Raw genomic sequence first — 24,097 nt, 5'->3', positions numbered from 1 at the left:
CCACAGGCCTGCCCAAGGATTCCAATAGCTTAGGATGGCTCCTCAATAGGAACAGCGGCAAGAACCGCCATCTCGCTGCCGCCAGCCGGCAGGATTTGCCCATCGCCGCTGGCAGCGGCGCCCCAAAGCCGGTATAGAGCCGGCAATCGCCTGCCTTGCCGCCGGACATCCGCACCCTTCCATGACGACGCCCCGCAACTCCCTCGATATCGCCAAGCCGCCAGCGGCGACGCGCGTCGTCGCGGCGATGTCGGGCGGCGTCGATTCCTCCGTCGTCGCGGCGCTGCTGCAGCGCGAGGGCTACGAGGTCATCGGCGTCACGCTCCAGCTCTACGACCATGGCGCGGCCGTCCACCGGGCCGGCTCCTGCTGCGCCGGCCAGGACATCCACGACGCCCGCCGCGTCGCCGAGCAGATCGGCATTCCTCACTACGTGCTGGATTATGAGAGCCGCTTCCGCGACGCGGTGATCGAGCGCTTCGCCGAGAGCTATCTCGCCGGCGAGACGCCGATCCCCTGCGTCGAGTGCAACCGCACGGTGAAGTTCAACGATCTGCTCGGGCTCGCCCGCGAGCTCGGGGCCGACGCGCTTGCGACCGGCCATTACGTCGTCGGCCGCGAGCTCGACAACGGCCATCGCGGCCTGTTTCGCGCCGCCGACGCCAACCGCGATCAGAGCTATTTCCTCTATGCGACGACGCAGGAACAGCTCGACCTGCTGCGCTTCCCGCTGGGCGGCATCGACAAGGCGCAGACCCGCGCGCTGGCGGCCGAGCTTGGCCTCGGCATCGCCGACAAGCCCGACAGCCAGGACATCTGCTTCGTCCCCAATGGCCGCTATGCCGATGTGATCGAGAGGCTGAAGCCAGGCGCTGCGCGTCCTGGCCACATCGTGCATCTCGACGGCCGAGTCCTCGGGCGCCATGACGGCGTGCTGCGCTACACGGTTGGCCAGCGCAAGGGGCTGGGCCTCAGCACGCCCGAGCCGCTCTATGTGCTGCGCCTCGACGCCGATTCAGCCCGCGTCATCGTCGGCCCGCGCGAGGCTCTCAACGTTCGCGAGATCAGGCTGCGCGACGTGAACTGGCTCGGCGAGATCTCGCTGGATGCGCTGCCGCCGGGGGGGCTCGACATCGCCGTGCGCGTGCGCTCGACACGCCCCCCGCGCGAGGCGCGGCTGACACGCGACGACGCCGGCTTACGGATCGAGCTCGCCACCGACGAGGAAGGCGTTTCTCCCGGCCAGGCCTGCGTCATCTATGCCGATGCCGGCCCCGGTGCCCGCGTGCTGGGCGGCGGTACCATCCTGCGGCCGGAACTGCCGCATCCCGCACCGCGACCCAGCCTCGCTCTCGCCCTGACCTGACGCCGGCACCGCCTTCGCTTCCAAATCCCCTTAGAATCCACGAGCCGCTCCATGCCGGTGCCCGATCATCTCGAAACCCAGAAGCGTGTCTACGCAGCCTGGGCGCGCATCTACGACAAGATCTACCAGCGGCTCCTGGCGACGCCCCAGCGCGAGGCGGTGGACGCGGCCTGCGCCTGCGGCCCCGACATTCTCGAGATCGGTGTCGGCACCGGCCTGACGCTCACCTATTTCCGCCCCGATTCACGCGTGCTTGGCGTCGACCTTTCGCTCGACATGCTCAAGGTCGCGAACCGGAAGGTCTCGAGCCAGGGCCTGAAGCATGTCAGGGGGCTGATGGTGATGGATGCCGGCCGGCTCGGCTTCGCGGCAGAGAGGTTCGATGCCGTGACCGCACAGTTCGTCATCACCCTTGTCCCCGATGCCGAGCAGGCGCTGCGCGAGATGGACCGCGTGCTGAAGCCGGGCGGCGAGATCATCATTTCGAGCCGGCTCGTCGATGATGATGCCCGGTTCGCAGCGCTCTGGACGGCGCTGGCCCCGCTCGCCCGGGCCATCGGCTGGAGCTCGGACTTCAAGATCAGCCGCCTGACGGACTGGGCGGCGAAGACCGGCCGCTACGACACCGTCCATGTCGGCTCCGGCTATTTCAAGGTGGTGCGCCTGCACAAGCGCTCCTCCGCGACGCTCTCCTCCGTCGAGCCGTCTTTCGCAAAGGCTTGACGCACCCACCCCCCGCCGCCTATATCGCGCCCTCACGACGGAACGCCGCACAGCGACGTGTCCGAACTGTGGGGCGGGGTAGCTCAGCCGGTTAGAGCAGCGGAATCATAATCCGCGTGTCGGGGGTTCGAGTCCCTCTCCCGCTACCATTCGACCCCCCACAGCTTTGCTGGTGGGGAAATGGTCGCCTCCGATCAAATTCGTCAGGGGTCCTGTGACTTCGATGTCCGGCGTGCCCCCTGCCGGCGCGTTGTAATCCGTGACCGTACTGATCAAATCGCGAAGGGCCTTTTTCGACTCCGCTCTATGGGGCTCGCCCTCGCGCACGGTCGTGGCCAGGCTCTCGATCGAGGCGAGGTAAGCGAGACGATGTTGGGCGGTTCGTCGCATAGGGCAAGTTCGGCACGAATGGCTTCGCATTCTGCCTTCCGAGGAGGCAGCTCGCGCTTGACCTGGTCTTCCTTGATGAGCCCCATGACCTAGGCCTTGTATATACGATCCTGTTCGCGCTCGGCCTGCTGGAGCCGCTTCTCAATCTGGGCGCGTCGATTTACGCTGTACGCAGCGAGAGCCTGCCGCTCCTCATTGTAGACGCGCACATAAAGCGCGATGCCGTCGCGATCGACCATTCGGTCGCGCAATCCGCCCGCCACGGCAGCCTCGATGACGTCGAGCTGGTAGGACCGGGTATTGTCGCAGCTCGCCGCCTCGGTCGCCTTCGTGCAGCGAATTCGCGTGCGTCCTCGGTGATGATCCTCGACCGACATGCCGGCACCGCAGGAACCGCACCGGAGCAGCCCAGACAGCAGGTGCCGTGGCGTCGTTCGGTCGCGCGGCGCCATCGCCGCTCGTCCTCCGCGCTTCGCGAGCGCTGCAGCGAATATTTCAGGGTCCACGATCGCCAGTGCCGGGACGGCCTGTTCTTGCCGATCCGTCTCGGGATTGAGACGCGATAGGCGGTTTCCGGTCTTAGTATCCTTGACCATCCGTACTCGATTCCACACGAGGCGGCCCACATAGAGAGGATTGAGTAAAATCCCGTGACCTCGCTTTCGATTGCCGTTCAGCGTGACCGCGCTCCAGTAGTCCCCTCGGGTGGAGGAACACCTTCGGCGTTGAGATCACCAGCTATTGCCCGTGGCGACCTGCCTGCGACCTAGTCGGCAAAGATGCGTGGAACGATAGCGGCCTCAGAATCGACAATCATCCGTTTGGCAGGGGCTCCTGGAACGGGTGTGTAGCCGGATGAACGCTTCGGGCTCGTTGAGCATCGCAAGATTGCCCGCCCCCGGAATGTCCCAAAGCATCAAATGGGAAATCGCTTCAGCGAGACCAGGGGCAACCGCCGGAGGCGCGCGCCCACGTTTTCCGTGCCGACCAGTACCAAAGTGGAACCGCGATGTCTGACAGCAGGGAAAGATATCCGCCGTCAGGATGGCTTCGAGCGCCAGCAGATAGTTCTCGCGCGTCATCCATCCGATGGCGTTCGCGACCAGCGCCCTTGCGCCGATGTCCGCCGAGATCACCATATCGTCGGCATAACGGCGCCCGAACTTGGCCATCGGCATCGTCGTCAGAGTTTCCCGCGGCGCCGCGATCCGAGGCGGACCGGCGGTGCCGACCGTGGCATAGGCCCCCGTCAGGGTCAGCGACAGACAGCGAAGTGGTGCGAGAGCGTGAAGCGTGACGGCATTGAAGCCCTCGTCGATCACGTCGACGAGCCGGTCGGTGAAGTCGAGATCGATTTCGGGATAGGCCCGCATGAAGGCCATCACGGCGGGCATCATCAGCATGCCGATCAGCGGCAGGCTCACGCGCAGCTTGCCGTGCGGGGCTTCGCCGGTCTGCGAGAGTTCGAGCTCTGCCGCTTCGATCTCGCAGGCGATCCTACGGCAGCGGTCGCGAAACAGGCTGCCTTCTGGCGTCAGCGTGATCGAGCGGGTTGAACGGTGGAACAGCCGGACGCCGAGACGCTCCTCCAGCCGCGCCACCGCCTTGCCAATGGGCCGACGCCGAAACGCCGGAATGATCCTTCCCACCAAGCCTCTCCGACAGCCTGGAGGCCATGGCGCCTTCCAGCGCGTGTCGAACCCGCGTCTTCGCGGCATGGTCTTCACCCCGCTTGGGAGCCTTGCGGACGCCGTCCGGCGTGTGGTCGTCCTGCTCAGCCTCGATCGCGGTAGCTTCAGGTTTGGCTGGCCCGCATCGTTGCTTTCAGTCGGCACTGTCGGCGATGGCCGTGCCGATGCCGGCTTCAACTGAGCGCAGCGACCGTTCGCGCGTCGCTGCGATGTTTCTGTGCACTCAACTGGGAGCGCGCATTGGCGTCCGACCGCTCGACCTTGCGATCTTTCTCGCGTTCACGAGGGCTGGAAGACCGGCAAGCTCAGGGTGAAGCGCGCCCCGCCGGTTGGAGCGTCCCCGATCGCGATCGTCCCGCCATGTCCTTCGACGAGGCTACGGACGATGGCGAGGCCGAGGCCCGCGCCGCCCGTGCGGCGATTGCGCGAGGCCTCCAGGCGAACGAAGGGTTCAAGCAGAATCTCGCGCAGGTCAGGCGGAATGCCAGTGCCCTCATCGTCAATGGTCAACACAATCGTCTGCGCATCGATCTCGACGGCCAGATGCGCGGCGTGGCCGTATGCCAGGGCGTTGTCCGCAAGATTGGAGACAATGCGCCTGAGAGCCAGGCGATCGCCGAGGATGGTCGCGCCGACGGCGCTCTGGCTCATGCGGAGCTCGATCGCTGCCCCGGCAGCCAGCCTGTCCTCGACCTCGATCCGGACAATCTGGTCGAACTCCACCAGTTCTTCGATGAGTTCGCCAGCCCCCGCGCGACTGGCGAGAAGCGCATCGTCAAGGAGGCGGATCATATCGGAGATGTCGCTGATCGCCCGATCGCGTTGCGGGCCCTGCGGAATGTGATCGACCCGCAGGCGCAGCCGCGTGGCGAAGGTGCGGACATCGTGCGAGATTCCGCCGAGCATCGCCATGCGGGCGCGCAGCAGTTGGGACAGGCGGGTCTGAAGCCTGTTGAAGGCTGTGATCAGTGCCTGGATTTCAGAGGCACTTGTCCGCGCCTGGGGCAAGAGCGCGGGAGGCCCGGCGAGATCCATACGATCGACGGCAGCGGCAAGCCGGGCGAGCGGCCGGGTCTCGCGATGCATGATGATGAGGGCGACGAGGGCGATCAGTGTCCCCAGCAGCCCGGCACCGAAGCCGATCGGCAAGCCCAGTCTCGTGAGGACCAGAGAACCCTTCATCTCGATGACGAGCGTCTCGCTGGTGTGCAGGCCGATGCGCAACCGGAGCGCGTCCGCGGCTGTCGCGACGAGGCGCGGAAAGCGCCATCGCCAGGGTGACGCCGGCGGCACCGCGATCGCAACGGGGCGATCGCCCAGCTCGGCCGCATAGGCCAGCCGCACCTGCTCGTCGAGCCGGCGGGTCTGGGGCGGCGCAACCGCGGGATTATCGGGCGGCTCCAATCTCGCATCGAGGACGCCGGAGCTCACGGCGGCCAAAGCGAGCGATCTCTGCTCGCGCGGCGTTCGCTCGATCAGCTCGGCCAAAGCGGCGATCTGGCGCGGCGGCGGCCGCAGCGCATCGCCGTCCCAGTCCTGCGACCGGTAGTAAAGCGCGATCGTCCCGATCCAGACCGCCAACAGCGCAATGAACACTATCAGGGTGATGCGGGCGGCGAGGCTCATGCGCACGGTCACGGCGCGCCCTTCACGGGAGCGGTGAAGAGGTAGCCGCCATTGCGGACCGTACTGATTAGGTTGGAGCCGGGGCTTGCCGCGTCGAGCTTTCGGCGCAATCGGGAAACCAGCATGTCGATGGTGCGGTCGAAGGGGTCCGCGGCCCGGCCGCGGGTCCAGTCGAGGATCTGGTCGCGCGTCAGCACCCGGCGCGGCCGCTGCACGAAGCAGGCGAGAAGATCGAACTCGGCGCTGGTCAGCGTCAGTCCATTACCGGCATCGTCGTGGAGCTGCCGTGCATCGAAATCGATGAAGAAGCGGTCGAAGCCGAAGCGCCGCGACGGCGCCGCGAGAGGTCGGGCGTTCCCGCGCCGCAGGACGGCGCGCACTCGGGCCAGAAGCTCGCGCGGACCGAACGGCTTCACCAGGTAGTCGTCGGCGCCCATTTCGAGCCCAACCACCCGATCGATCTCGTCGCTCTTCGCCGTCAGCATCAGGATCGGCAGACTATCCTGCGTCCTGATCCTGCGGCAGATCGAAAGCCCGTCCTCGCCCGGCAGCATCAGGTCAAGGATGACGAGATCCGGCCGCGTGTGCGCAAGCACAGCGTCCATGGCGGCGGCGCCATCGGCCTCCTCGGTGCCAAAGCCCTCCTTTCGCATCAGCTCGGCAACGAGCTGGCGGATGTCGGGATCGTCCTCAACGATCAGGATGGTGGCCGTGTTCGCGCTCATCCCTGATTTGTCGAGTATCCCCGCCGCGCCCGCAAGGGATTCCTCCCGATTTTACATCCTGTTACAGGCCGTTGACGAAACGCGAAAAAACGATGCGCCACGATCAAACGGCGCTGACAAGCCCCCCGCATTCTCCTCTCCACGGCTTGCCATCGGGCATGACCGCAGATGATTTCAAAGGAGACTGCTGCCATGAAGAACCTCCTGACCTTGTCCGCCCTCGCCAGCGTGTTGTCGCTGACTGCGGCCAGCGACGCCAGCGCCTGGAGCCGAAGCGGTTCGGCGTCGGGCTGGCGCGGCACGGCGAGCGTTGGCGCATCGGGAAGCTGCGCAGGCGGCTCCTGCTCGCGCTCGATCAGCCGCACCGGCCCCTATGGCTACAGCACGAGCCGCCAGGGTTCCGCGTCCTGCGCGGGCGGCACCTGCAGCGGCAGCCGCACAACGACCGGGCCGGCAGGGAATACGGCTACCCGTCAAGGAACGGTGTCCCGGTACTGAGTGCGGGCCGACCGGGCAAGGCGCGGCACGCCTTGCCCGGTCCTCTGGCCATGCGCAGCGCGAGAGCAAACCATGATCGACCAGTCCAACCTCCTGACCAACCCAACCATACGCGTCACGATCCTGATGGTCGCGTTCGGTTTCATGGTGCTCGAGTATTTTCTGAGCCGCCTGGCATATCACGACGAGGAGACCCACGATCTCACCGAGAGCGCCGCATCCTTCGGTGTCGCGCTCGGCCAAAACCTTGTTCGGGCGATCGAGGCCGGCATCGTCGCCGTACCCTTCGCCTACGCTTACGGCCATAGGCTGTTCGACTTCGATCAGCGGACACCTGTTACGATCGGCGCGCTCTTTCTCGCCACTGAGTTCGTCTATTACTGGCATCACCGCGCCTCGCACCGCATCCGCTGGATGTGGGCGACGCATGCGGTCCATCACTCGCCGACGAAGCTCAATCTGACAGCGGCGATCCGACTAGGTTGGACGGGCACCATCTCCGGCAACTTTCTGTTCTTCCTGCCGCTCGCCTGGATCGGCTTCCACCCGGTCGCCATCGTCGGCATGCTGGGCGCGAACCTGCTCTATCAGTTCTTCATCCACACCGAGCTCGCGCCCCGGCTCGGACCGCTCGAATGGGTGCTGAACACGCCGGCGCACCATCGCGTGCACCACGCCTCCAATCACTCCTGCCTCGACAAGAACTATGGCGGTGTCCTGATCGTCTTCGACCGCCTGTTCGGCTCCTTTGCACAGGCCCCGAGAGGCGAAAGGCTGCGCTACGGCCTCGTCAGCGGCACGCCCACCCTGAATCCGTTGCGCATCGCGCTTGGCGAGTGGCTCGCCATGATCCGGGATGTTCGGAATGCCTCGTCCCTCCCCGCGAAGCTCCGCGCCCTGTTCGCGCCGCCGGGCTCGGCCCGACCGCGCGAGCCCTCCGCGCCCGGTGTACCGCACCGGCGCCCGAACGCCCTACGACCAGCCTTTCCGGCCCAGGAGACCAGACCATGACACGGATGCCTTATCATCTGCGCCTCGCCCTTGCTGCAGCCACGTCGCTCGGCTTCGTCACCGCCGGCCCCGGAGCAGCCTGGGCGCAGCAGCAGTTGCCGCCAGGAATGCAGGCCGAGGCGAACGCCCTGGCCCAGGCCTGCCGCCCCGATTTCACCCGGCTCTGCTCGGGTGTGCAGCCCGGGGGCGGCCGCGTCCTCGCCTGCCTGCAGCAGCAACAGCCGAACAAGCTGTCGCCTGCCTGCCGCGAAGCCCTGCCGAAGGCCGCAGCCCTCCAGTCGAGGGCTGCGGAATCCGGCCTCCCACCGCGGTAGGGCGCGGACGGACGCGGCCACCCCGCCCCTTCTGGTCGCGTCCGTCCGAACGCCGCATCGCGCAACCATCCCATCCCTTCAAGGAGTTCGATCATGACTAGAATCCTCGTGACCACGCTTGCCCTTGCTGCGGCCGCGCTCTTCCCGGTCGCAGCCCGAGCCGCCAACCCGGCGGTCGCGATCCAAACCGTCAACCTGCGCGCCGGCCCTAGCACGGCCTATCCAGTCATCGTCACGGTGCCGGCCGGCGCGCCGATCACGACGTTCGGCTGCAATGCGAGCTATTCCTGGTGCGATGTCGCCTGGGGGGCGAGCCGCGGCTGGATGGCCGCACCCTCGATTCAGATCATCTATGCCGGCCGGCCGGTCGTCGTCACGCCAGCGGTCGCGGCCAGTGCCAGCCTCGCCGTGATCGCTTTCAACCAAGCCTATTGGCAGACGCATTATGTTGGCCGTCCCTGGTACGGCCGTTGGAACGGCTACTATCGCCGGCCCTATGCCGCCGCTCCAGTCCATCGCGCCGGCGGAGTCGCCTGCGGGCCGGAGGCTTGCCGCTACGGCGCCGTCCGGCACGGCCCCAACGGCGCCACCGTGAGATACGGCCGGATCGAGCGGCCCTGATCATCCTTGCCGCCTCCGTTGCCGCCTTCCCCAGAGGCGAAAACGCAGCCGGCACAAGCCCGGCCGACATCCCATGAATGTCCAAACCAACCCCGGCGCTCTCCTCGCCATGAAGCGGCCACAGCCCCGCCAGCGTGGCCGGTCGCACACCCTTTGGCTGCTGGCCATCGCCCTCATGCTAGCCTTGGGGTTCCTCGCCGTCCGCTATGCCCTTCCGCGACCCGTGGCCGCCTTCGCGGTCGCGCCAGCGGCCTTGACAGTCGATATCCGCAGTACCGGCACGCTTGGCGCGACCAACAAGATCACGCTCAGCACCCGCATCCCCGGCCGCCTCGTAGATATCACGGTCGATCGCAATGACAGGGTCGTCAAGGGCCAGATATTGGCGCGGCTCGACCCGGCCGAACTCACGAGCCAGCTTACTGCGGCAGAAGCCAGCGGTCGCGCAGCCGAGCGGGCCGTCGGAGTGGCGGATGCCGAACGGCAGCGGGCGATGGCAACTCTCGCCAACGCCAGCGCTGCCCATGACCGGCAAGTCTCACTGGCCGAGAAAGGCGTCGCCAGCCAGGCGGGCGTCGATGCGGCGATCGCGTCCTTCCGACAGGCCGAGGCCGATCTGACGCGCATCGAGCGGACGATCGAACAGGCCCGCGCGGAGGCGCAGTCGGCGACGGCCAGGATACGTGTCGCGGAGGCGCAGTTCGAAGACACCGTGGTGCGCGCGCCTTTCGACGGCATCGTCATCACGCGCGATCGCCATGTCGGCGACATCCTGACAGTGGGCGCTTCCATCCTGCAACTGATCGATCCGGCCACCGTCGTGCTGACGGCGCGCTTCGACGAGAGCGCCATTGCCACCATCAACCCGGGGCAGTCGGCACGAATGGTCTTCGTATCGCAGCCGGGCCGCGAGGTGACCGGGCATGTCCTGCGGCTTGGGCGGCTTGTCGACGAGGAAACGCGCGAGTTCAGCGTCGATATCGCGCTCGACCGCCTGCCCGCGAACTGGGCGCTCGGCCAGAGAGGCACGGCCCACGTCTCGGTCGCGGCCATGGCCGATGTGTTAACCATCCCGAAATCCTTCATCGCGCGCCGCAACGGGAAGGCTGGGATCTGGGTCGCCGATGGAGGGCGGGCCCGTTGGCGCGAAATCGAATTGGGGACGAGCGGACAGGACCAGGTCGAGGTTCGTAACGGCTTGCGGACGGGAGAAATCGTGCTGAAGTCCGAGGGGCTCTATCCCCTGATGAAGGCGCGGCTGCCGCGCAGGCTGTCATGAACCTCGCCTGGAAGGACATCCGCTTCAACCCCGGGCGTTTCCTGCTGACGGCGCTGGGCGTCGCCTTCCTGATGACGGCGGTGATTGGCATGACCGGGCTCTATCGGGGCATCGTCGAGGATGCGCTGCTGATCGTCGACCGGATCGAGGCCGATCTCTGGGTCGTCCAGGGCGATCGCGCCGGCCCCTTTGCCGAGGGATCGGCGATCGCCTCCACCATGGACCGACGCGTCGAGGGCGTGCCTGGCGTCGCCGGCGTCCGCCGCTTCACCCAATTCAGCCAGCAATTCAGCTTCGAGGGTCGTTCCGGCCGCGCGACAGTCACCGGGCTCGACGTTCCCAAGGATGATGGAAGCTGGATCCCGCTCATTGCCGGCCGGCATCTCGGCGCGAGCCGCTATGAAGCGCTCGCCGATCTCAGCACGGGGCTTACGCTCGGCGATCAGGTGCGGCTGGGGCTCGATCACTACACGATCGTCGGCGTCACAAGGCAGATGGTCGATATGGGCGGCGACGGCCTGCTCTTCGTCAGCATCAACGACGCAATGTCCATCGCAAGGCGGCGGACGAGCGAGGAGGTTCTGCTTGCCCGCGCGGCGAATCAGACGGTGGCCGCGCAGGTTGGCGAGCGCAGTTCCGTCGCCCAGGACAGCAAGATCGCCGCCGTGCTGGTCACGCTCGACCCGGCCGCCGATCCTGCGAAAGTCGCGGAGGCCATCGGGCGCTGGGGCGATGCTCGCGTCCTGAGCGGCGCCGACCAACGCGATCTCCTGCTCAATGCCCGCCTCTGGAAACTGCGGATCCAGATCCTCGCCTTCACGATCCTACTGCTGGCGATCACCTGCATCGTCGTCTCCCTGATCATCTACACGATGACCATCGAGAAGCTGCACCAGATCGCGATGCTGAAGCTGATCGGCGCGCGCAACTCCGTCATCGCGGCCATGATCGGTCAACAGGCTGGCGCAATCGGCCTGACCGGCTTCCTGCTGGCGCTGGTGGTGTCCTCGGTCCTGTTCCGCTTCTTTCCGCGCCGGATCGTCTTGAACCCGACCGACCTTGCCCTGCTGGGCCTCGTCCTGGCGCTGATCTGCGCCGTCGCGAGCGGGGTCGGCATTGCCCGCACCCTGAAGGTCAACGCGCGCGAGGTATTGTCATGAACGGCGACATCGTCCTGTCCGTCCGCAATGCCAGCAAACACTACCGCAGCGGCGACACAGTCGTGCGCGCACTCGACGGCGTCTCGCTTGACGTCTTGGCCGGCGAACTCGTCGGCATCATGGGCCCGAGCGGTTCGGGCAAGAGCACCTTCCTGATGGTTGCTGGCCTGCTGGAGCCGCCAACAGAGGGCGAGGTCATCCTGGCAGGACGGCGCGTCTCGCATCCGAGCGCCGATCTCAACCGGCTACGCGACTTCCGGCGCGGGCATATCGGCTTCATCTTCCAGAAGGCCAATCTGATCCCGTTCCTGACCGCGGCCGAGAATGTCGCACTGGCGCTTGAGATCGACGACGTGCCGGCCCGCGAGGCGCATGCCTACGCGGTCGAACTGCTGCGCGCGCTCGATCTCGCGCATCGCTGCGACAATGATCCGGCGCGGCTCTCGGGCGGGGAACAGCAGCGGATCGCCGTGGCGCGGGCGCTCGCCAACGATCCGCCCCTGATCCTCGCCGACGAGCCGACCGCAGCACTAGACAGTGTCCGTAGCGGCCAGGTGATGCAGTTGCTGCGGCGGATCGCGACAGAGCGCGGCGCGGGGGTGGCCGTCGTCACGCATGACCCCAGATCCCTTCACCTGTTCGACCGCATTATCGAATTCGAAGACGGGCGGGCGACGGCAAAGCCTCGGCCCGCCGATGATCTGTTTTACTCACTCATCCCACAGACCTCCCTTGGAAAGGCAAGACCATGAGCCGAACGGTGACTGTGACATTGCGTGAGCAGGGCAACCTTCAAGCCATTGTCAGACCCGAGGCACCAGTTCCGCGGCAAAAGCGTCCCCGGCCGCTGACGGTGATTTGGGCCTTGCGAGACAATCCGATCACGGCCTTCTCACAGGAGGGCTACGAGGCACCTTTCCTCAAGTTCGGCCGGCGGCGACCTCGGCACAAGCCAGCGCTCAATGCGAGCCTCCTCGCGCGCGACCTGCCTGCGGAACGGACTTCGCTAGTCGCATTGGGACACCTGCATCGACGCCGCAGGCTGCGGGGCGCGTCTCTTTCGAGTGCGAGGACGGATTATCCCCTCGCGCGTCACGCTGGGGCATCGGTACCAGTCCAGAGGCGCGCCCAATCGTGCTGGCTGCGACGTGGGCCGGCAAGGTAAGAGCCTGCGCCTTTGGTCTCTCTGCGATCCTGCCTGCCCGACATGGGAACTGCGGGACCATTGAGGCGCAACCCTAATGCTCGATCCTCCGCCCGCCAACGTTGCGTGAGCGGGGTGGCATGCCAGACGGCCCGAGACCGAGCCCCGACGTCGTGAGGCATTGGTTTTCAGTTTCGATTGTTTTACCTCCATATTCCAGTGAAACGATCGGGATCGGGAGGTCACATGGCCAGGCCCTCGGACGGCAGAAAAGATCAGGAACTGATCAACATCCTGACGGCCAACGCCCGAATGCCTTTGGCGGAAGTGGCCAAATCGCTCGGCGTGTCGCGCGCGACGGTGCAAGGGCGACTGTCTCGGCTCGAACGCGAAGGTGTCATCGTCGGATATACGACCGTATTGGGAAAAGATGAGGTTCACGCGACGACTTTATCGGCGGTGATCATGATCGAGCTTGAAGTCAAGCAGCAGGCCAACGTCGTCGCTCAGCTTCGGAAGCGTCCCGAGATCATTCAATGTTATACCGTCAGCGGGCATTTCGACCTATTTGTAAAGATCAGATGCACGACGTCGACGCATCTCGATGAGGTTATCGACTCGATCGCGGCGATGGAAGGAGTCCGCCGGACGACGTCTTCAATTCTTCTGGCGAGAAAGTTCGAAAGGTGATGCGTCCGCAGGCAGGCGCCGCTTCATGCGCAGGCAGCACGCTCCATTTATAAGCGTTTTTGATCGTTTTGCTGCTGATAGCATCATTTCCCATCGAAAGTGCTTTATATTCCTTTTGCGGCCGTCGATCTGAAACTTTATGTCACCTCCGGGCCCCCGGATAACCGAAAGGAACCGGGAGCTACTGGAATGAACGGCGCGTCCGCCCTTGTGAACATGCTGGCCGAGTATGGCGTCGACGTCATCTTCGGCGTGCCCGGCGACACCAATGTCGCCCTCTACGAAGCGCTCAGGACGGCGGCGAACGGCCCACGGCACATCATGTGCCGCGACGAGCGCTCGGCGGTGTTCATGGCCGATTGCTATGCCCGGCTGTCGGGCAAGCCAGGCGTCGCCGAGGTGCCCAGCGGTGCCGGCGCCCTGTACGGCCTACCGGGTGTCGCGGAGGCCAACAAATCGTCGGTCCCGCTGATTTTGCTGGTCAACGACATCCCCCAGCCCGGTGTCGGGCGGGGCACGCTGACAGAGCTTGCCGTCGATGATCTGTTCCGGCCGATCGCGAAGCGCACGGAGACGCTCAGGCATATCGCAAAGCTGCCGGAACTGGTCCGGCGCGCGTTTCGCGAGGCCACCGCAGGCCGGCCCGGCGCCGTCGTTCTGACCCTGCCGGAAGACATCCTCTACCAGGCGCTGCCGGAGACCGGGGTTTCCCTGCATGTCGAGGCGCAGTGCCGGCGCGCGCCGTCATCGCGGACCCGGCCGCCTGAAGCCGATCTGACGCATGCGCTGGACGAGATGCTCGCAGCCAGGCGCCCCCTGATCGTGGCTGGCGGCGGGGCCAACCGGTCGGGCGCAGCCGAAGCCGTGACGGCGTTTGCCGAGCGGCTGCAGATTCCGGTCGTGACGACCATCACCGGGCAGGGGATCATCCGCGACGACCACAAGCTCGGAACCGGCATCATCGGCGACAATGGCTTCCATCCCCATGCGCTCTGGGCGCTGGGGCGGGCCGATCTCGTGATCTATGTCGGTTGTCGCATGGGCTCGGTCGCGACGATGAACTGGCAATGGCCGGTTCCGAGCGGCGGCACAAAGATCGTGCAGATCGATCTCGATCCGGAGACGATCGGCAACACCTACCCGATCGACCTGCCGCTCGTCGGCGACGCGCAGGCGGTCATCGAGGCCCTCCTGGCCAAGGTGCCTGCCGGGTTCGTGACCCGAACCGACGAATGGGTCGGCGAGATCAACGGTCGTCGCGCCGATTTCTGGGATGCGATGACGCCCTATCTGCAGGACGACACCGTGCCGCTGCGGCCGGAACGGGTGATCGAGGGACTCAACCGCCACCTGCCGACGCCCTGCCATGTCGTCTCGGATGCGGGCACCGCGACGCCTTACGCGACGCGCTTCCTGCGGCTGCGCGATCCTGATTCGAAGCTCGTGATCCCGCGCTTCTTCGGCGGGCTGGGCTATGCCATCCCCGCCGTGGTCGGCGCCTATTTCGCCGCGCCGCACCTGCGTCCCGTGGCGCTGTTCGGCGATGGCTCGCTCGGCATGTCGGCTGGCGAACTGGAGACATTGGCGCGGCTGCAGATCCCCGCCGTGCTGATCCATTTCAACAATGCCTGCTTCGGCTGGATCAAGGCGCTGCAACGCGTCACCGAGCGGGTCCATGCCTCCCAGGCCGGGGCGCCGCATGACGCCCGCACGAACGATCCGAGCTTCGCGGTCGATTTCGGCGCCTATGACATGAGCAAGCTGGCGGCGGTCTACGGCATCCGCAGCTACCGGATCAAAACCCCGGCCCAGCTCGAGACGGCCCTGACCGAAGCCTTCGCGCTGAACGAGCCGGTCTTCCTCGACATCGCCGTCGAATCCATCGCCGACAGGCTGCCCCCGGTGTTCTCCTGGCTGAAAAAGGCCGGGGTCGATCCCGAGGCGGTCGGTGTCCAGGCGGCACTCTGAACAGACGTGACAGGAGAGTCATGATGACGATCGAACGCAAGCGGATCGCAGTGCTGGGCGCCGGGCAGATTGGCGCGATCATCGCCGGGATGCTGGCGCAGCAGGGTCACCATGTCACGCTGGCCGATGCATCGCCGGCGCAGCTCGCCCAGGCCGCCGACGGGCGCTTTGCGACCGATGTCGTCGATGCCGCGGATCTGGAGCGGCTGCGTGTGTTCCTGACCGCGCGGGACATCGTCGTCAGCGCCTGCCCCTATTTTCTCAACAAGGGCATTGCGCGCATCGCGGTCGAAACCGGCACGCATTATTTCGATCTGACCGAGGATGTCGAGACGACCGCCTACATCAAGCAGATCGGCGCCGGAACCGATGTGGCGCTGGTGCCGCAATGCGGCCTGGCGCCGGGCTTCATCTGCATCCTCGGCGCCGACATGGCCGCGCGCTTCGACAGCGTGAAGACGATCAAGATGCGGGTCGGCGCGCTGCCGCTCTACCCGACCAACGCCCTGCGCTACAACGTCACCTGGTCAGTCGACGGGTTGATCAACGAGTACTGCAACCCTTGCGAGATCGTCTTCGACGGCAAGCCGATCCTGGTGCCGGCGCTCGAAGGGCTAGAGAGCGTGATGATCGACGGCGTCGCCTATGAGGCCTTCAACACCTCGGGCGGGCTGGGAACGCTGACCGAGACGCTGGCCGGCAAGGTCCGCGACATGAGCTACAAGACGCTGCGCTATCCCGGCCACGCCGAGATCATGAAGCTGCTGCTGCGCGGCCTCGAGCTCGCCGACGACAAGGAGACGATGCGGCGCATCTTGAGCCACGCGGCGCCCTTCACCCGCAAGGACGTGGTCGTCGTCTTCGTCACCGGCATCGGCGAGAAGGCCGGGCGCCTGGAGGAGGACAGCATGGTGCTGCGCTATGACGGCACGCCGACGATGAGCGCGATCCAGCTCACCACCGCTGCCGGCTGCGTCGCCATGGTCGAGCTGTTCCTTGGCGGGAAGCTCCCGCAGCAGGGTTTCGTGCGCCAGGAAGACGCTTCGCTCACCGATTTTCTCGCCACCCGTGCCGGTTCGCGGCTCACGAGCGAATCCCGTGGCGCTGACGCCGCCCGGAGCGCATATCAGGACACCCGAAATGCCGCTTGATTGCCAAGGGCTTCCAATCGAGTAAGGCAGGCGAGGCCGCAGGCACGCCGTAGACGACCGAAGCACCGATAAAAAGGGGATGATCACCATGATTTCGCGCAGGAACATCGCTACCGCCATCGGCGCCACGGCTGCCGGCCTCGCCGCCGCCGGTCTCGTTTCGTCGGCCCAGGCCCAGACTCCGGCCGCGGAGACGACCTTCGACCGCATCCGCCGCACCAAGAAGCTCCGCATCGGCGCGGTTGCCGGCGCCGCGCCCTATTACAACAAGGACATCGCCACGGGTCAGTGGGGCGGCTTCTACATCGACCTCTCCAAGGCGCTGGCCGAGGAGCTCGAGGTCGAGCTCGAGATCATCGAGACGACCTGGGGCAATTCGGTGCTCGACCTGCAGGCCAACAAGACCGACATCTTCTTCGGCCTCAACCCGACGCCCAAGCGTGCGCTGGTGATCGATTTCTCGGTGCCGGTGTTCAACAACGCCTTCACGATGATCGCCAAGAAGGGGCTGGGCAAGAAGACCTGGGACGAGTTCAACAACCCCGCCGTCAAGATCACCGTCGATGCCGGTTCCTCGCAGGACCAGGTCGCGACGCGGCTCTGCCCGAAGGCGCAGATTTCGCGCTTCAAGGCCGTGGATGAAGCCGCCACCGCCGTGATGACCGGCCGCGCCGACGCACAGTGCATCGTGATGATGCTCTCGCTGACCATGCTCAAGAAGAACCCGCAGCTCGGTGAACTCGTCGTGCCGACCCCGGTCTTCGCGACGACCTCGAATGCCGGCTTCCGCCGCGAGGCCGACAAGACCTGGCGCGACTACGTCAACACCTGGCTCGAGTTCAATCGCGGGCTCGGCCTGATCCGCAGCGTCATCATCAAGAACATGGAGGCCGTCGGCATCACCGAGGCCGACATGCCGGCCGGCGTCACGCTCTGATCGCTCTGGCTTCAGTCCGAACCGGGCCGTCATCCCGGGCGTAGCGAAGCGAAGACCCGGGATCCATTCCGGAGCCCTTCTGACAGAGGTTCTGAATGGATTCCGGGCCGACTTGCAGTCGCCCGGAACGACGGCGCGGTTTTTCCGGATAGCCCGACGCTCTTGTCACGGCATGTCATCCCTCGACCGGACCCCGCCTCATGTACCAATGGGATTTCAACTTCCTCTGGAGCTATCGCTGGCTGTTCCTGAACGGGCTCGGCATCACGGTCGGCTTCACCATCGCGATCGTCGTGCTAGGGCTGGTCGTCGGGCTCGCGGCGGCTCTGGCGAAGCTCTCGGCCTTCGCCCCGTTGCGCTGGTTGGCGCACGCCTATATCGAGGTCTTCCGCTGCACGCCGGTTCTGGTGCAGCTGGTCTGGTTCTACTACGCGCTGCCGATCCTGAGCGGCATCGAGATATCCGCCGTCACCGCCTCGATCCTGGCGCTCTCGCTCTATGGCGGGTCGTTCTATGCCGAGATCATCCGGGGCGGCATCGTCTCGATCGATCCCGGCCAGCCGGAGGCTGCGGCTGCGCTCGGGATGACGCCCTTCCAGGCGATGCGGCGGATCATCCTGCCGCAGGCGCTCAAGCGCATGGTGCCGCCGCTGATGAACCAGTCGATCATCCAGTTCAAGAACACTTCGCTGGTGTCGGTGCTGGCGGTGCCGGACCTGCTCTATCAGGGCCAGATCGCGGCCCATGACAGCTATCGGCCGCTGGAGGTCTACAGCGCCGTCGCGGTCGCCTATTTCCTGCTTCTCTACCCGCTGACGATCATCGTACGGCAGGGCGAGAAGAAGCTGTCCACGAGCGATTGAGGCTTTGGCGATGGACACGCAATCGAAGATCGAGATCGTTGGCTTGCGCAAGCAGTTCGGGGATCTCGTCGTCCTCAAGGACATCAACCTCAGCGTCGATCAGGGCCAGGTCGTCGCGCTGATCGGCCCGTCGGGATCGGGCAAATCGACCCTCCTGCGCTGCATCAACCTGCTGGTGACGCCCAATGGCGGGCAGGTACGCGTCGGCGCCGACAGCTTCGCCTTCGGGTCGGGCACGAAGCTGCCGGGCACGCGCGAACTCGCCCGCTTTCGCGCCGGAACGGGCATGGTCTTCCAGCATTTCAACCTGTTCCCGCACATGACGGCGCTCGGCAACGTCATGGAGGCGCCCGTCACCGTGCGGGGCACGCCGAAGGCCCAGGCGCGCGAGAAGGCGATGGCCCTGCTGGCCAAGGTCGGCCTGACCGACAAGGCAGACGAATATCCCAGCCGCCTTTCGGGCGGACAGAAGCAGCGCGTCGCGATCGCGCGCGCGCTCGCCATGGAGCCCGACGTGATGCTGTTCGACGAGGCGACCTCGGCGCTCGACCCCGAACTCGTCGGCGAGGTTCTGGCCGTGATGCAGAAGCTGGCATCCGAGGGCATGACCATGGTCATCGTCACCCATGAGATCGCTTTCGCCCGCGAGGTCGCCGACAGGGTGATCTTCATGCGCGACGGTGTCGTCGTCGAGGAGGGGCCGGCCCGGCAGGTCATCGACGCGCCGCGCGAGGCGGCGACGCAGGCCTTCCTCGGCCATTTCCACCGCGGCGGGGCAGCCCAGCCCGTCGCCGGAGCTGTATCCTGATGGCCGCGCCTCAGCGCGTCCATCTCGTCACTGGGGCGGCGAGTGGCATCGGGCGGGCGACGGCGCTCGTGCTTGCGGGCCCGGGCATTGGCCTCGTCTTGCACACCGGTTCCAATCAGGCCGGCCTCGAGGCCGTCGCCGAGCGTGCCCGGTCAGCGGGAGCCACCGTCGCGACCGTCCTCGGCGATGTCACCGCGAAGGAAACCGCCCAACGCGCCGTGGCTCTCGCCGGCGAGCGGTTCGGCCGTCTCGATGGGGTGATCGCTGTCGCCGGCCATGCCCGCAAGGGTGGCATCATGGACCTTCCGGAGGCCGAACTCCACCAGGCCTTCGAGGAATCGGCGGTCGCACTGTTGCACATGGCGCGGCTGGCACGGCCGCTCCTGAAGACGGGCGGCAGCGGCCGCATCGTCGCGACCTCGTCCTTCGTCGCGCATGCGCTGCGCACCGACATGCAGCCCTTCGCGGCCACGGCGGCAAGCCGCTCGGCGCTGGAGACGACGGTCCGCCTGATGGCGCATGAACTGGCGATCGACGCGATCACCGTGAACGCCGTCGCCCCTGGTCTCATCCGCAAGGACGACAGCAAGGGCAGCAAGCTTTCGCCCGAGGCCATCGCGCGGATGGAGGCGATCATTCCACTGGGCCGCCGCGGGTTGCCCGAGGAGGTCGCCGCCGTGATCGGCTTCCTCGCCTCGCCGGCGGCGTCCTACGTCACAGGCCAGACGATCCACGTCAACGGGGGGCTCGTATGAGCCTGCAGATCATGACCACGGCCACCGTCGAGCGCATCCGGCTGTTCTTCATCGAGAGCCCGATCAAGATGGCGCGGCTCCAGGGGGTCGGCAACGTCAAGGGCACGGTCAAGCGCGTGCTGGTCGAACTGACCGCGAGTGACGGCGTCGTCGGCTGGGGCGAGGCTGCGCCCTGGGAGGTCTTCACCGGCACGGCGGAGGCGGCGCTTGCCGCCATCGACGTCTATCTCCGGCCTGTCCTGATGGGCCGGCCGGTGCGACGCATCCGCGAGACGATGGCGCTGCTCGACCGGGCCCTGATCGGGCATGCCGAGGCCAAGGTCGCCATCGAGATGGCGCTGTTCGACATCGTTGGCAAACAGTCTGGCCTGTCGGTGGCCGATCTCCTGGGTGGGCGGGTGCGCGATACGATCCCGCTCTCCTTTTCGATCGCCGACCCGGATTTCGCTGCCGATCTGGAGCGGATGCGGGTCATGGTTCCGGCCGGCAACGTCATCTACAAGGCCAAGACCGGCGTGAAGCCGCACGCGGAAGACCTCGCCCATCTCGAGGCGATGCGCTCCGAGTTCGGCGACGCGATCGACCTGCGGCTCGACTATAATCAGGCACTGCAGCCCTTCGGGGCGATCAAGATCCTGCGCGATGTCGACCAGTTCAAGCCGACCTTCATCGAGCAGCCCGTGCCGCGCAACCATCTCGATGCGATGGCGTCCTTCGTCGCGGCGCTCGACACGCCGATCCTGGCCGATGAGAGCTGCTTCGACGCGCGCGACCTGATGGAGATCGTCAGGCTCAAGGCGGCGGACGCGATCTCGGTCAAGCTGATGAAGGCGGGCGGCCTGCTCAAGGCGCAAGGCATCATGGCGATCGCCGACACCGCCGGGCTGCCGGGCTATGGCGGCACGCTCTGGGAGGGCGGCATCGGGCTCGCCGCCGGCACGCAGTTCATTGCCGCGACGCCGGGCATCTCGCTTGGCTGCGAGTTCTACATGCCACACCATGTCCTGACCGAGGACGTGCTCGAAGAGCGCGTCGCCAATCGCGACGGCCATGTCGTCGTGCCGGACGGACCCGGCCTCGGCATCCGCGTCAGCGAACGCTCGGTGCGCGCCAATGCGCGCGTGCTGGCGGAGCGATGAACGGCGCGATGTATCCACAGGACATACAGGACGACGTTCTGCGGGCGTCGTCACAGGGTCGGGCATGGCCGGTGCCGCAGCCATGCTGTGGTTGCTGAAGGGCTGTCTGCACCTTTGCGCGATCCTCCCTAGCCGTCGCTCTTACCCCACCACTGGGACATTGACGTTGCCCCTTGGGCTTGATCCGGTTTGAAGTTCGTTCTGGCCCAATGAGAGGACCAGAACATGAAGCGCAGCCGCTTCTCGGAAGAGCAGATCATCGCGATCCTGAAGGAACAGGAATCGGGTGTCTCGGTCGCCGATCTCTGCCGCAAGCACGGTGTGAGCGACGCCAGCATCTACAAATGGAAGGCGAAGTTCGGCGGGATGGACGTGTCGGAGGCCAGGCGCCTTCGAACGCTGGAAGACGAAAACGCGAAGCTGAAGCGGATGCTGGCCGATGCGATGCTCGACGATGTCGCGCTGAAGGATCTGCTGGGAAAGAAATGGTGACGCCCGCTGCCGAGCGGAAAGCCGTCGCGCATCTCGTGGAGCATCACGCGATGAGCGAACGGCGGGCGTGTAAAGCCATCGGCTGCTGCCGCATGACCGTGCGATATCGATCCACGCGCCCTGACGATCGCGCTCTGCGGGAGCGGATGATCGCGATTGCCCGCGAGCGCCGACGCTTCGGGTACCCCCTGGCCGACAGGCAATTGCCTTCAATTGCCGTAAGGCGGCGTCTGCATGTCCTGCTCAAACGCGAAGGCCATGTCGTGGATCACAAGCGGCTCTTTCGGCTCTATCGCGAGGAGAAGCTGGCGGTGCGTCGGCGTGGCGGGCGTAAAAGGGCCATCGGCACCAGAGCGCCGATGCTGGTTCCGCTCAGGCCCAACGAGCGCTGGTCTCTCGACTTTGTCTCCGATCAGTTCACCGATGGCCGCCGCTTCCGGATCCTGGCCATCGTGGATGACTGCACGCGCGAGAACCTGGCGCTGGTCGCCGACACCTCATTGTCTGGCCTTCGGGTCGCACGCGAACTCGATCGTGTGATCGCCGAGCGTGGCAGGCCCAAGATGATCGTCAGCGACAATGGCAGCGAGTTCACCAGCAATGCGATCCTGGCATGGGCGGATCAGGCCCGCGTCGAATGGCACTACATCGCGCCCGGCAAGCCGATGCAGAACGGCTTCATCGAGAGGTTCAACGGCCGCCTGCGAGACGAACTGTTGAACGAGACGCTGTTCTCGTCCCTGGTACAGGCCCGGACCGCCTTGGCCAACTGGCGCTCAGACTACAACACCAAACGCCCTCACTCCCAGCTCGGGTGGCAGACGCCGTCTGTCTTCGCCTCGACCTTCACCCCGCGACGGGCCCTGGCGCCGCGCTATGCGACAAGCACAGCGCCAGAGCCCTTCGCTTCACCAGCCCCAACGGGCTCCGTAACCGCCGGAAACGAACTCAGCGCAGGATAGAAACTGGGGGCAACGTCAGCTCCTCTCCCGCTACCAAGATCATCCCGTGAACCTTGCGGTCACGGTTGGCCTGAGGCCATTCCGGCGTCTTTCAGAACGTCGTCATGCATGTGCCGGAGAACGTTTTGTGGACGTTTCGCAGCAACGCTGGTTGCCCTGACGTCGTGGCAACCATGCGCAGCGATCCCGTCCCGGCCGATCGCAGGGATCACGATCTCCCTCTTTGACAGCTCGCAGTTTTTGCGGCCCGATAGCCTCAGGAATTCGATCCAAGAAACCTGTCGAGGACATGCCTGCCATGAAGATCCGCGCCGCCGTGCTGAAGGCCAGCCCCGTCTCCGCTCCCTATGCGAAGAGCCGGCCGCTCTCGATCGAGGAGGTCGATCTGGCGCCGCCGGGGCCCGGCGAAGTGCTGGTCAGGGTCCGGGCTGCCGGCCTGTGCCACTCCGATCTCTCGGTCATCGACGGCAATCGGCTTCGGCCCGTCCCGATGGTGCTCGGCCATGAGGCGGCGGGCGAGATCGTCGAACCCGGCCCTGGCGTGCAGGATCTCAAGGCCGGCGACCGCGTCATCATGGTCTTCGTGCCATCCTGCGGGCATTGCTCGCCCTGCAGCGAGGGCCGCCCGGCGCTCTGCGAGCCCGGAAATGCGGCCAATGGCGTCGGCGAGTTGCTCGCCGGCGGGCGGAGGCTCTCGCTCAGTGGGCAGCCTGTCCACCACCATGTCGGTGTCTCCGCCTTTGCCGAATATGCGGTGATTTCGCGCCATTCGCTGGTGAAGCTCGAAGCCGACATTCCCCATGAGATTGCGGCCCTGTTCGGCTGTGCCGTGCTGACCGGCGTCGGCGCGGCGGTGAACACGGCGAAGGTCAGGGCCGGCGAGACAGTCGCCGTCGTCGGCCTTGGCGGCGTCGGCTTGAGCGCGCTGATGGGCGCGGCGGCCTGCGGCGCCTCGCGGGTCATCGCGGTCGATCTGTCGGAAGAGAAACTCGCCATCGCCCGCGATCTCGGCGCGACCGACACCTTCAACGCGGGCGACCCTGGCGTGGTCGACGCGATCCGCGCCGCGACCAAGGGTGGCGTCGATCACGGGCTGGAGATGGCCGGCTCGGTCAAGGCGCTCGACCTCGCCTACCAGATCACGCGGCGCGGCGGCACGACCACGACCGCGGGCCTCGCCAACCCCGCCCACACGCTCTCGCTGGCGCCCGTCCGCCTCGTCGGCGAGGAGCGCACGCTGAAGGGCTCTTACGTGGGCTCCTGCATCCCGATGCGCGACATCCCCCGCTTCGTCGATCTCTATCTGCGCGGCAAGCTGCCGGTCGACAAGCTGATGACCAGCCAGAGCGGGCTCGACGGCATCAACGAGGGCTTCGACGCATTGAATGAAGGCCGCACGATCCGCCACGTCATCATGATGTGATCAATGCACCAGCCAAGCAGAAGAGCCCTTGGCAAATCTTTGGGCTCAACCGTCCTTATCGTCTCGGCGACACTTCTGGCTTCCTGCTCCGATGAGGGAATAACTCAATGCAATCCGATTGATATAAGCACCGCACTTCGGATCGGAAAGAATTATGCTTCTCGAGAGCCGTATTTCTTCCGAAAACACGGCTACGAGGACAGCAGTGCGGTAGCAGCCGAATTGGATTCGGAATCATGCTGCCAAATCAGTGACCGCGACGCTTCTTCTGTCGGACCGTACTTCAAAGGAGATAAGTGGACGGTAGAGGTCCGGCTAAAGAAATCGCTGCTCAAGCCGATTTTTATAACCATGGACAGGT

22 protein-coding genes, 1 tRNA gene and 2 pseudogenes are annotated in these 24,097 nt (G+C 65.9%); 19 read left to right on the top strand and 6 right to left on the bottom strand.

Annotated features, from left to right (window positions below; genetic code table 11):
* Positions 1-181 precede the first annotated feature (181 nt).
* The 3 genes from mnmA (at position 182) to AE618_RS14265 (ending at position 2,238) form a co-directional block, all read left to right on the top strand.
* A complete protein-coding gene (gene mnmA, locus AE618_RS14275; RefSeq protein WP_054209738.1) occupies positions 182-1,366 on the top strand; it encodes a tRNA 2-thiouridine(34) synthase MnmA in 1,185 nt (394 codons plus the stop codon).
* 51 nt (positions 1,367-1,417) lie between these two features.
* A complete protein-coding gene (locus tag AE618_RS14270; RefSeq protein ID WP_054209737.1) occupies positions 1,418-2,089 on the top strand; it encodes a class I SAM-dependent methyltransferase in 672 nt (223 codons plus the stop codon).
* A 72-nt stretch (positions 2,090-2,161) separates the two neighbouring features.
* Positions 2,162-2,238, top strand: a tRNA-Met gene (locus AE618_RS14265).
* 330 nt (positions 2,239-2,568) lie between these two features.
* On the opposite strand, the gene AE618_RS14260 is transcribed toward AE618_RS14265, so the two are convergent.
* The 6 genes and pseudogenes from AE618_RS14260 to AE618_RS29155 all read right to left on the bottom strand — a co-directional run bounded on the left by AE618_RS14260 (position 2,569) and on the right by AE618_RS29155 (position 6,886).
* The gene (locus AE618_RS14260) at positions 2,569-2,931 is read right to left on the bottom strand and encodes a zinc ribbon domain-containing protein (protein WP_156330274.1); all 363 of its coding nucleotides are present in this window, start codon (positions 2,929-2,931) and stop codon (positions 2,569-2,571) included.
* 27 nt (positions 2,932-2,958) lie between these two features.
* Positions 2,959-3,171, bottom strand: a pseudogene (locus AE618_RS29270) (recombinase family protein); the annotation flags it as partial.
* A 602-nt stretch (positions 3,172-3,773) separates the two neighbouring features.
* Positions 3,774-4,156 (bottom strand): annotated as a pseudogene (locus tag AE618_RS14255) (LysR family transcriptional regulator); the annotation flags it as partial.
* 293 nt (positions 4,157-4,449) lie between these two features.
* Positions 4,450-5,796: a sensor histidine kinase gene (locus AE618_RS14250; protein ID WP_054209838.1), complete on the bottom strand. Its 1,347-nt coding sequence runs from the start codon at positions 5,794-5,796 to the stop codon at positions 4,450-4,452.
* 8 nt (positions 5,797-5,804) lie between these two features.
* A complete protein-coding gene (locus AE618_RS14245; protein ID WP_054209735.1) occupies positions 5,805-6,521 on the bottom strand; it encodes a response regulator in 717 nt (238 codons plus the stop codon).
* Positions 6,518-6,886, bottom strand: coding sequence for a hypothetical protein (locus AE618_RS29155; protein ID WP_156330273.1), 369 nt, complete (start codon positions 6,884-6,886; stop codon positions 6,518-6,520). The genes AE618_RS14245 and AE618_RS29155 overlap by 4 nt, the downstream gene beginning before the upstream one ends.
* 205 nt (positions 6,887-7,091) lie before the next feature.
* Here AE618_RS29155 and AE618_RS14240 point away from each other — a divergent pair, with 205 nt between their 5' ends.
* The 16 genes from AE618_RS14240 (at position 7,092) to AE618_RS14160 (ending at position 23,736) form a co-directional block, all read left to right on the top strand.
* Complete coding sequence (locus AE618_RS14240; protein ID WP_054209734.1) at positions 7,092-8,030, top strand: sterol desaturase family protein; 939 nt, start codon at positions 7,092-7,094, stop codon at positions 8,028-8,030.
* Positions 8,027-8,344: a cysteine rich repeat-containing protein gene (locus AE618_RS14235; RefSeq protein ID WP_054209733.1), complete on the top strand. Its 318-nt coding sequence runs from the start codon at positions 8,027-8,029 to the stop codon at positions 8,342-8,344. The genes AE618_RS14240 and AE618_RS14235 overlap by 4 nt, the downstream gene beginning before the upstream one ends.
* Positions 8,345-8,437: 93 nt before the next feature.
* On the top strand, positions 8,438-8,965 hold the full coding sequence (locus AE618_RS14230) for an SH3 domain-containing protein (RefSeq protein WP_082365265.1): 528 nt from the start codon (positions 8,438-8,440) through the stop codon (positions 8,963-8,965).
* Between the two features lie 175 nt (positions 8,966-9,140).
* Positions 9,141-10,244, top strand: coding sequence for an efflux RND transporter periplasmic adaptor subunit (locus AE618_RS14225; protein ID WP_197280791.1), 1,104 nt, complete (start codon positions 9,141-9,143; stop codon positions 10,242-10,244).
* Positions 10,241-11,404: an ABC transporter permease gene (locus AE618_RS14220; RefSeq protein ID WP_054209730.1), complete on the top strand. Its 1,164-nt coding sequence runs from the start codon at positions 10,241-10,243 to the stop codon at positions 11,402-11,404. The genes AE618_RS14225 and AE618_RS14220 overlap by 4 nt, the downstream gene beginning before the upstream one ends.
* Positions 11,401-12,156: an ABC transporter ATP-binding protein gene (locus AE618_RS14215; RefSeq protein ID WP_054209729.1), complete on the top strand. Its 756-nt coding sequence runs from the start codon at positions 11,401-11,403 to the stop codon at positions 12,154-12,156. The genes AE618_RS14220 and AE618_RS14215 overlap by 4 nt, the downstream gene beginning before the upstream one ends.
* 638 nt (positions 12,157-12,794) lie before the next feature.
* Positions 12,795-13,238: an Lrp/AsnC family transcriptional regulator gene (locus tag AE618_RS14210; protein WP_054209728.1), complete on the top strand. Its 444-nt coding sequence runs from the start codon at positions 12,795-12,797 to the stop codon at positions 13,236-13,238.
* A gap of 189 nt (positions 13,239-13,427) precedes the next feature.
* Entirely contained in the window at positions 13,428-15,206 is a 1,779-nt protein-coding gene (locus tag AE618_RS14205; protein ID WP_054209727.1) for a thiamine pyrophosphate-binding protein, read from the top strand.
* 20 nt (positions 15,207-15,226) lie between these two features.
* Positions 15,227-16,357: a saccharopine dehydrogenase C-terminal domain-containing protein gene (locus tag AE618_RS14200; RefSeq protein ID WP_432704504.1), complete on the top strand. Its 1,131-nt coding sequence runs from the start codon at positions 15,227-15,229 to the stop codon at positions 16,355-16,357.
* A gap of 88 nt (positions 16,358-16,445) precedes the next feature.
* Positions 16,446-17,294: a transporter substrate-binding domain-containing protein gene (locus AE618_RS14195; protein WP_054209836.1), complete on the top strand. Its 849-nt coding sequence runs from the start codon at positions 16,446-16,448 to the stop codon at positions 17,292-17,294.
* A gap of 200 nt (positions 17,295-17,494) precedes the next feature.
* The gene (locus AE618_RS14190; protein ID WP_054209726.1) at positions 17,495-18,157 is read left to right on the top strand and encodes an amino acid ABC transporter permease; all 663 of its coding nucleotides are present in this window, start codon (positions 17,495-17,497) and stop codon (positions 18,155-18,157) included.
* A gap of 10 nt (positions 18,158-18,167) precedes the next feature.
* The gene (locus tag AE618_RS14185) at positions 18,168-18,965 is read left to right on the top strand and encodes an amino acid ABC transporter ATP-binding protein (RefSeq protein ID WP_054209725.1); all 798 of its coding nucleotides are present in this window, start codon (positions 18,168-18,170) and stop codon (positions 18,963-18,965) included.
* Positions 18,965-19,720 carry an SDR family NAD(P)-dependent oxidoreductase gene (locus tag AE618_RS14180; RefSeq protein WP_054209724.1) on the top strand — a complete coding sequence of 252 codons (756 nt, stop codon included), beginning with the start codon at positions 18,965-18,967 and terminating at the stop codon, positions 19,718-19,720. Before AE618_RS14185 ends, AE618_RS14180 begins: the two co-directional genes overlap by 1 nt.
* 11 nt (positions 19,721-19,731) lie before the next feature.
* Positions 19,732-20,859 carry an enolase C-terminal domain-like protein gene (locus AE618_RS14175; RefSeq protein WP_054209835.1) on the top strand — a complete coding sequence of 376 codons (1,128 nt, stop codon included), beginning with the start codon at positions 19,732-19,734 and terminating at the stop codon, positions 20,857-20,859.
* Positions 20,860-21,084: 225 nt separating this feature from the next.
* Positions 21,085-22,313, top strand: a protein-coding gene (locus AE618_RS14165; protein ID WP_432704503.1) for an IS3 family transposase whose coding sequence is annotated in 2 segments (ribosomal slippage) — positions 21,085-21,334 and positions 21,334-22,313 — 1,230 coding nt in all. Because the reading frame shifts where the segments join, the coding sequence is not laid out codon by codon here.
* Positions 22,314-22,611: 298 nt separating this feature from the next.
* Positions 22,612-23,736 (top strand): zinc-dependent alcohol dehydrogenase family protein, encoded by a 1,125-nt coding sequence (locus AE618_RS14160; protein WP_054209721.1) that lies wholly within the window; start codon positions 22,612-22,614, stop codon positions 23,734-23,736.
* Positions 23,737-24,097 lie beyond the last annotated feature (361 nt).

It is taken from the genome of Allobosea vaviloviae (genome assembly GCF_001298265.1).
GTDB classification, from domain to species: Bacteria; Pseudomonadota; Alphaproteobacteria; order Rhizobiales; family Beijerinckiaceae; genus Allobosea; species Allobosea vaviloviae_B.
Note: the sequence above shows the minus strand (reverse complement) of the source record. Positions and strands in the feature narration are given on the sequence as shown.

Excerpts from the sequence above, each read along its gene's own strand:
- mnmA (WP_054209738.1), top strand. The coding sequence starts at position 182 with ATGACGACGCCCCGCAACTCCCTCGATATCGCCAAGCCGCCAGCGGCG.
- AE618_RS14270 (WP_054209737.1), top strand. The coding sequence starts at position 1,418 with ATGCCGGTGCCCGATCATCTCGAAACCCAGAAGCGTGTCTACGCAGCC.
- AE618_RS14260 (WP_156330274.1), bottom strand. The coding sequence starts at position 2,931 with ATGGCGCCGCGCGACCGAACGACGCCACGGCACCTGCTGTCTGGGCTG.
- AE618_RS14250 (WP_054209838.1), bottom strand. The coding sequence starts at position 5,796 with ATGAGCCTCGCCGCCCGCATCACCCTGATAGTGTTCATTGCGCTGTTG.
- AE618_RS14245 (WP_054209735.1), bottom strand. The coding sequence starts at position 6,521 with ATGAGCGCGAACACGGCCACCATCCTGATCGTTGAGGACGATCCCGAC.
- AE618_RS14240 (WP_054209734.1), top strand. The coding sequence starts at position 7,092 with ATGATCGACCAGTCCAACCTCCTGACCAACCCAACCATACGCGTCACG.
- AE618_RS14235 (WP_054209733.1), top strand. The coding sequence starts at position 8,027 with ATGACACGGATGCCTTATCATCTGCGCCTCGCCCTTGCTGCAGCCACG.
- AE618_RS14230 (WP_082365265.1), top strand. The coding sequence starts at position 8,438 with ATGACTAGAATCCTCGTGACCACGCTTGCCCTTGCTGCGGCCGCGCTC.
- AE618_RS14225 (WP_197280791.1), top strand. The coding sequence starts at position 9,141 with ATGCTAGCCTTGGGGTTCCTCGCCGTCCGCTATGCCCTTCCGCGACCC.
- AE618_RS14220 (WP_054209730.1), top strand. The coding sequence starts at position 10,241 with ATGAACCTCGCCTGGAAGGACATCCGCTTCAACCCCGGGCGTTTCCTG.
- AE618_RS14215 (WP_054209729.1), top strand. The coding sequence starts at position 11,401 with ATGAACGGCGACATCGTCCTGTCCGTCCGCAATGCCAGCAAACACTAC.
- AE618_RS14210 (WP_054209728.1), top strand. The coding sequence starts at position 12,795 with ATGGCCAGGCCCTCGGACGGCAGAAAAGATCAGGAACTGATCAACATC.
- AE618_RS14205 (WP_054209727.1), top strand. The coding sequence starts at position 13,428 with ATGAACGGCGCGTCCGCCCTTGTGAACATGCTGGCCGAGTATGGCGTC.
- AE618_RS14200 (WP_432704504.1), top strand. The coding sequence starts at position 15,227 with ATGATGACGATCGAACGCAAGCGGATCGCAGTGCTGGGCGCCGGGCAG.
- AE618_RS14195 (WP_054209836.1), top strand. The coding sequence starts at position 16,446 with ATGATTTCGCGCAGGAACATCGCTACCGCCATCGGCGCCACGGCTGCC.
- AE618_RS14190 (WP_054209726.1), top strand. The coding sequence starts at position 17,495 with ATGTACCAATGGGATTTCAACTTCCTCTGGAGCTATCGCTGGCTGTTC.
- AE618_RS14185 (WP_054209725.1), top strand. The coding sequence starts at position 18,168 with ATGGACACGCAATCGAAGATCGAGATCGTTGGCTTGCGCAAGCAGTTC.
- AE618_RS14180 (WP_054209724.1), top strand. The coding sequence starts at position 18,965 with ATGGCCGCGCCTCAGCGCGTCCATCTCGTCACTGGGGCGGCGAGTGGC.
- AE618_RS14175 (WP_054209835.1), top strand. The coding sequence starts at position 19,732 with ATGACCACGGCCACCGTCGAGCGCATCCGGCTGTTCTTCATCGAGAGC.
- AE618_RS14160 (WP_054209721.1), top strand. The coding sequence starts at position 22,612 with ATGAAGATCCGCGCCGCCGTGCTGAAGGCCAGCCCCGTCTCCGCTCCC.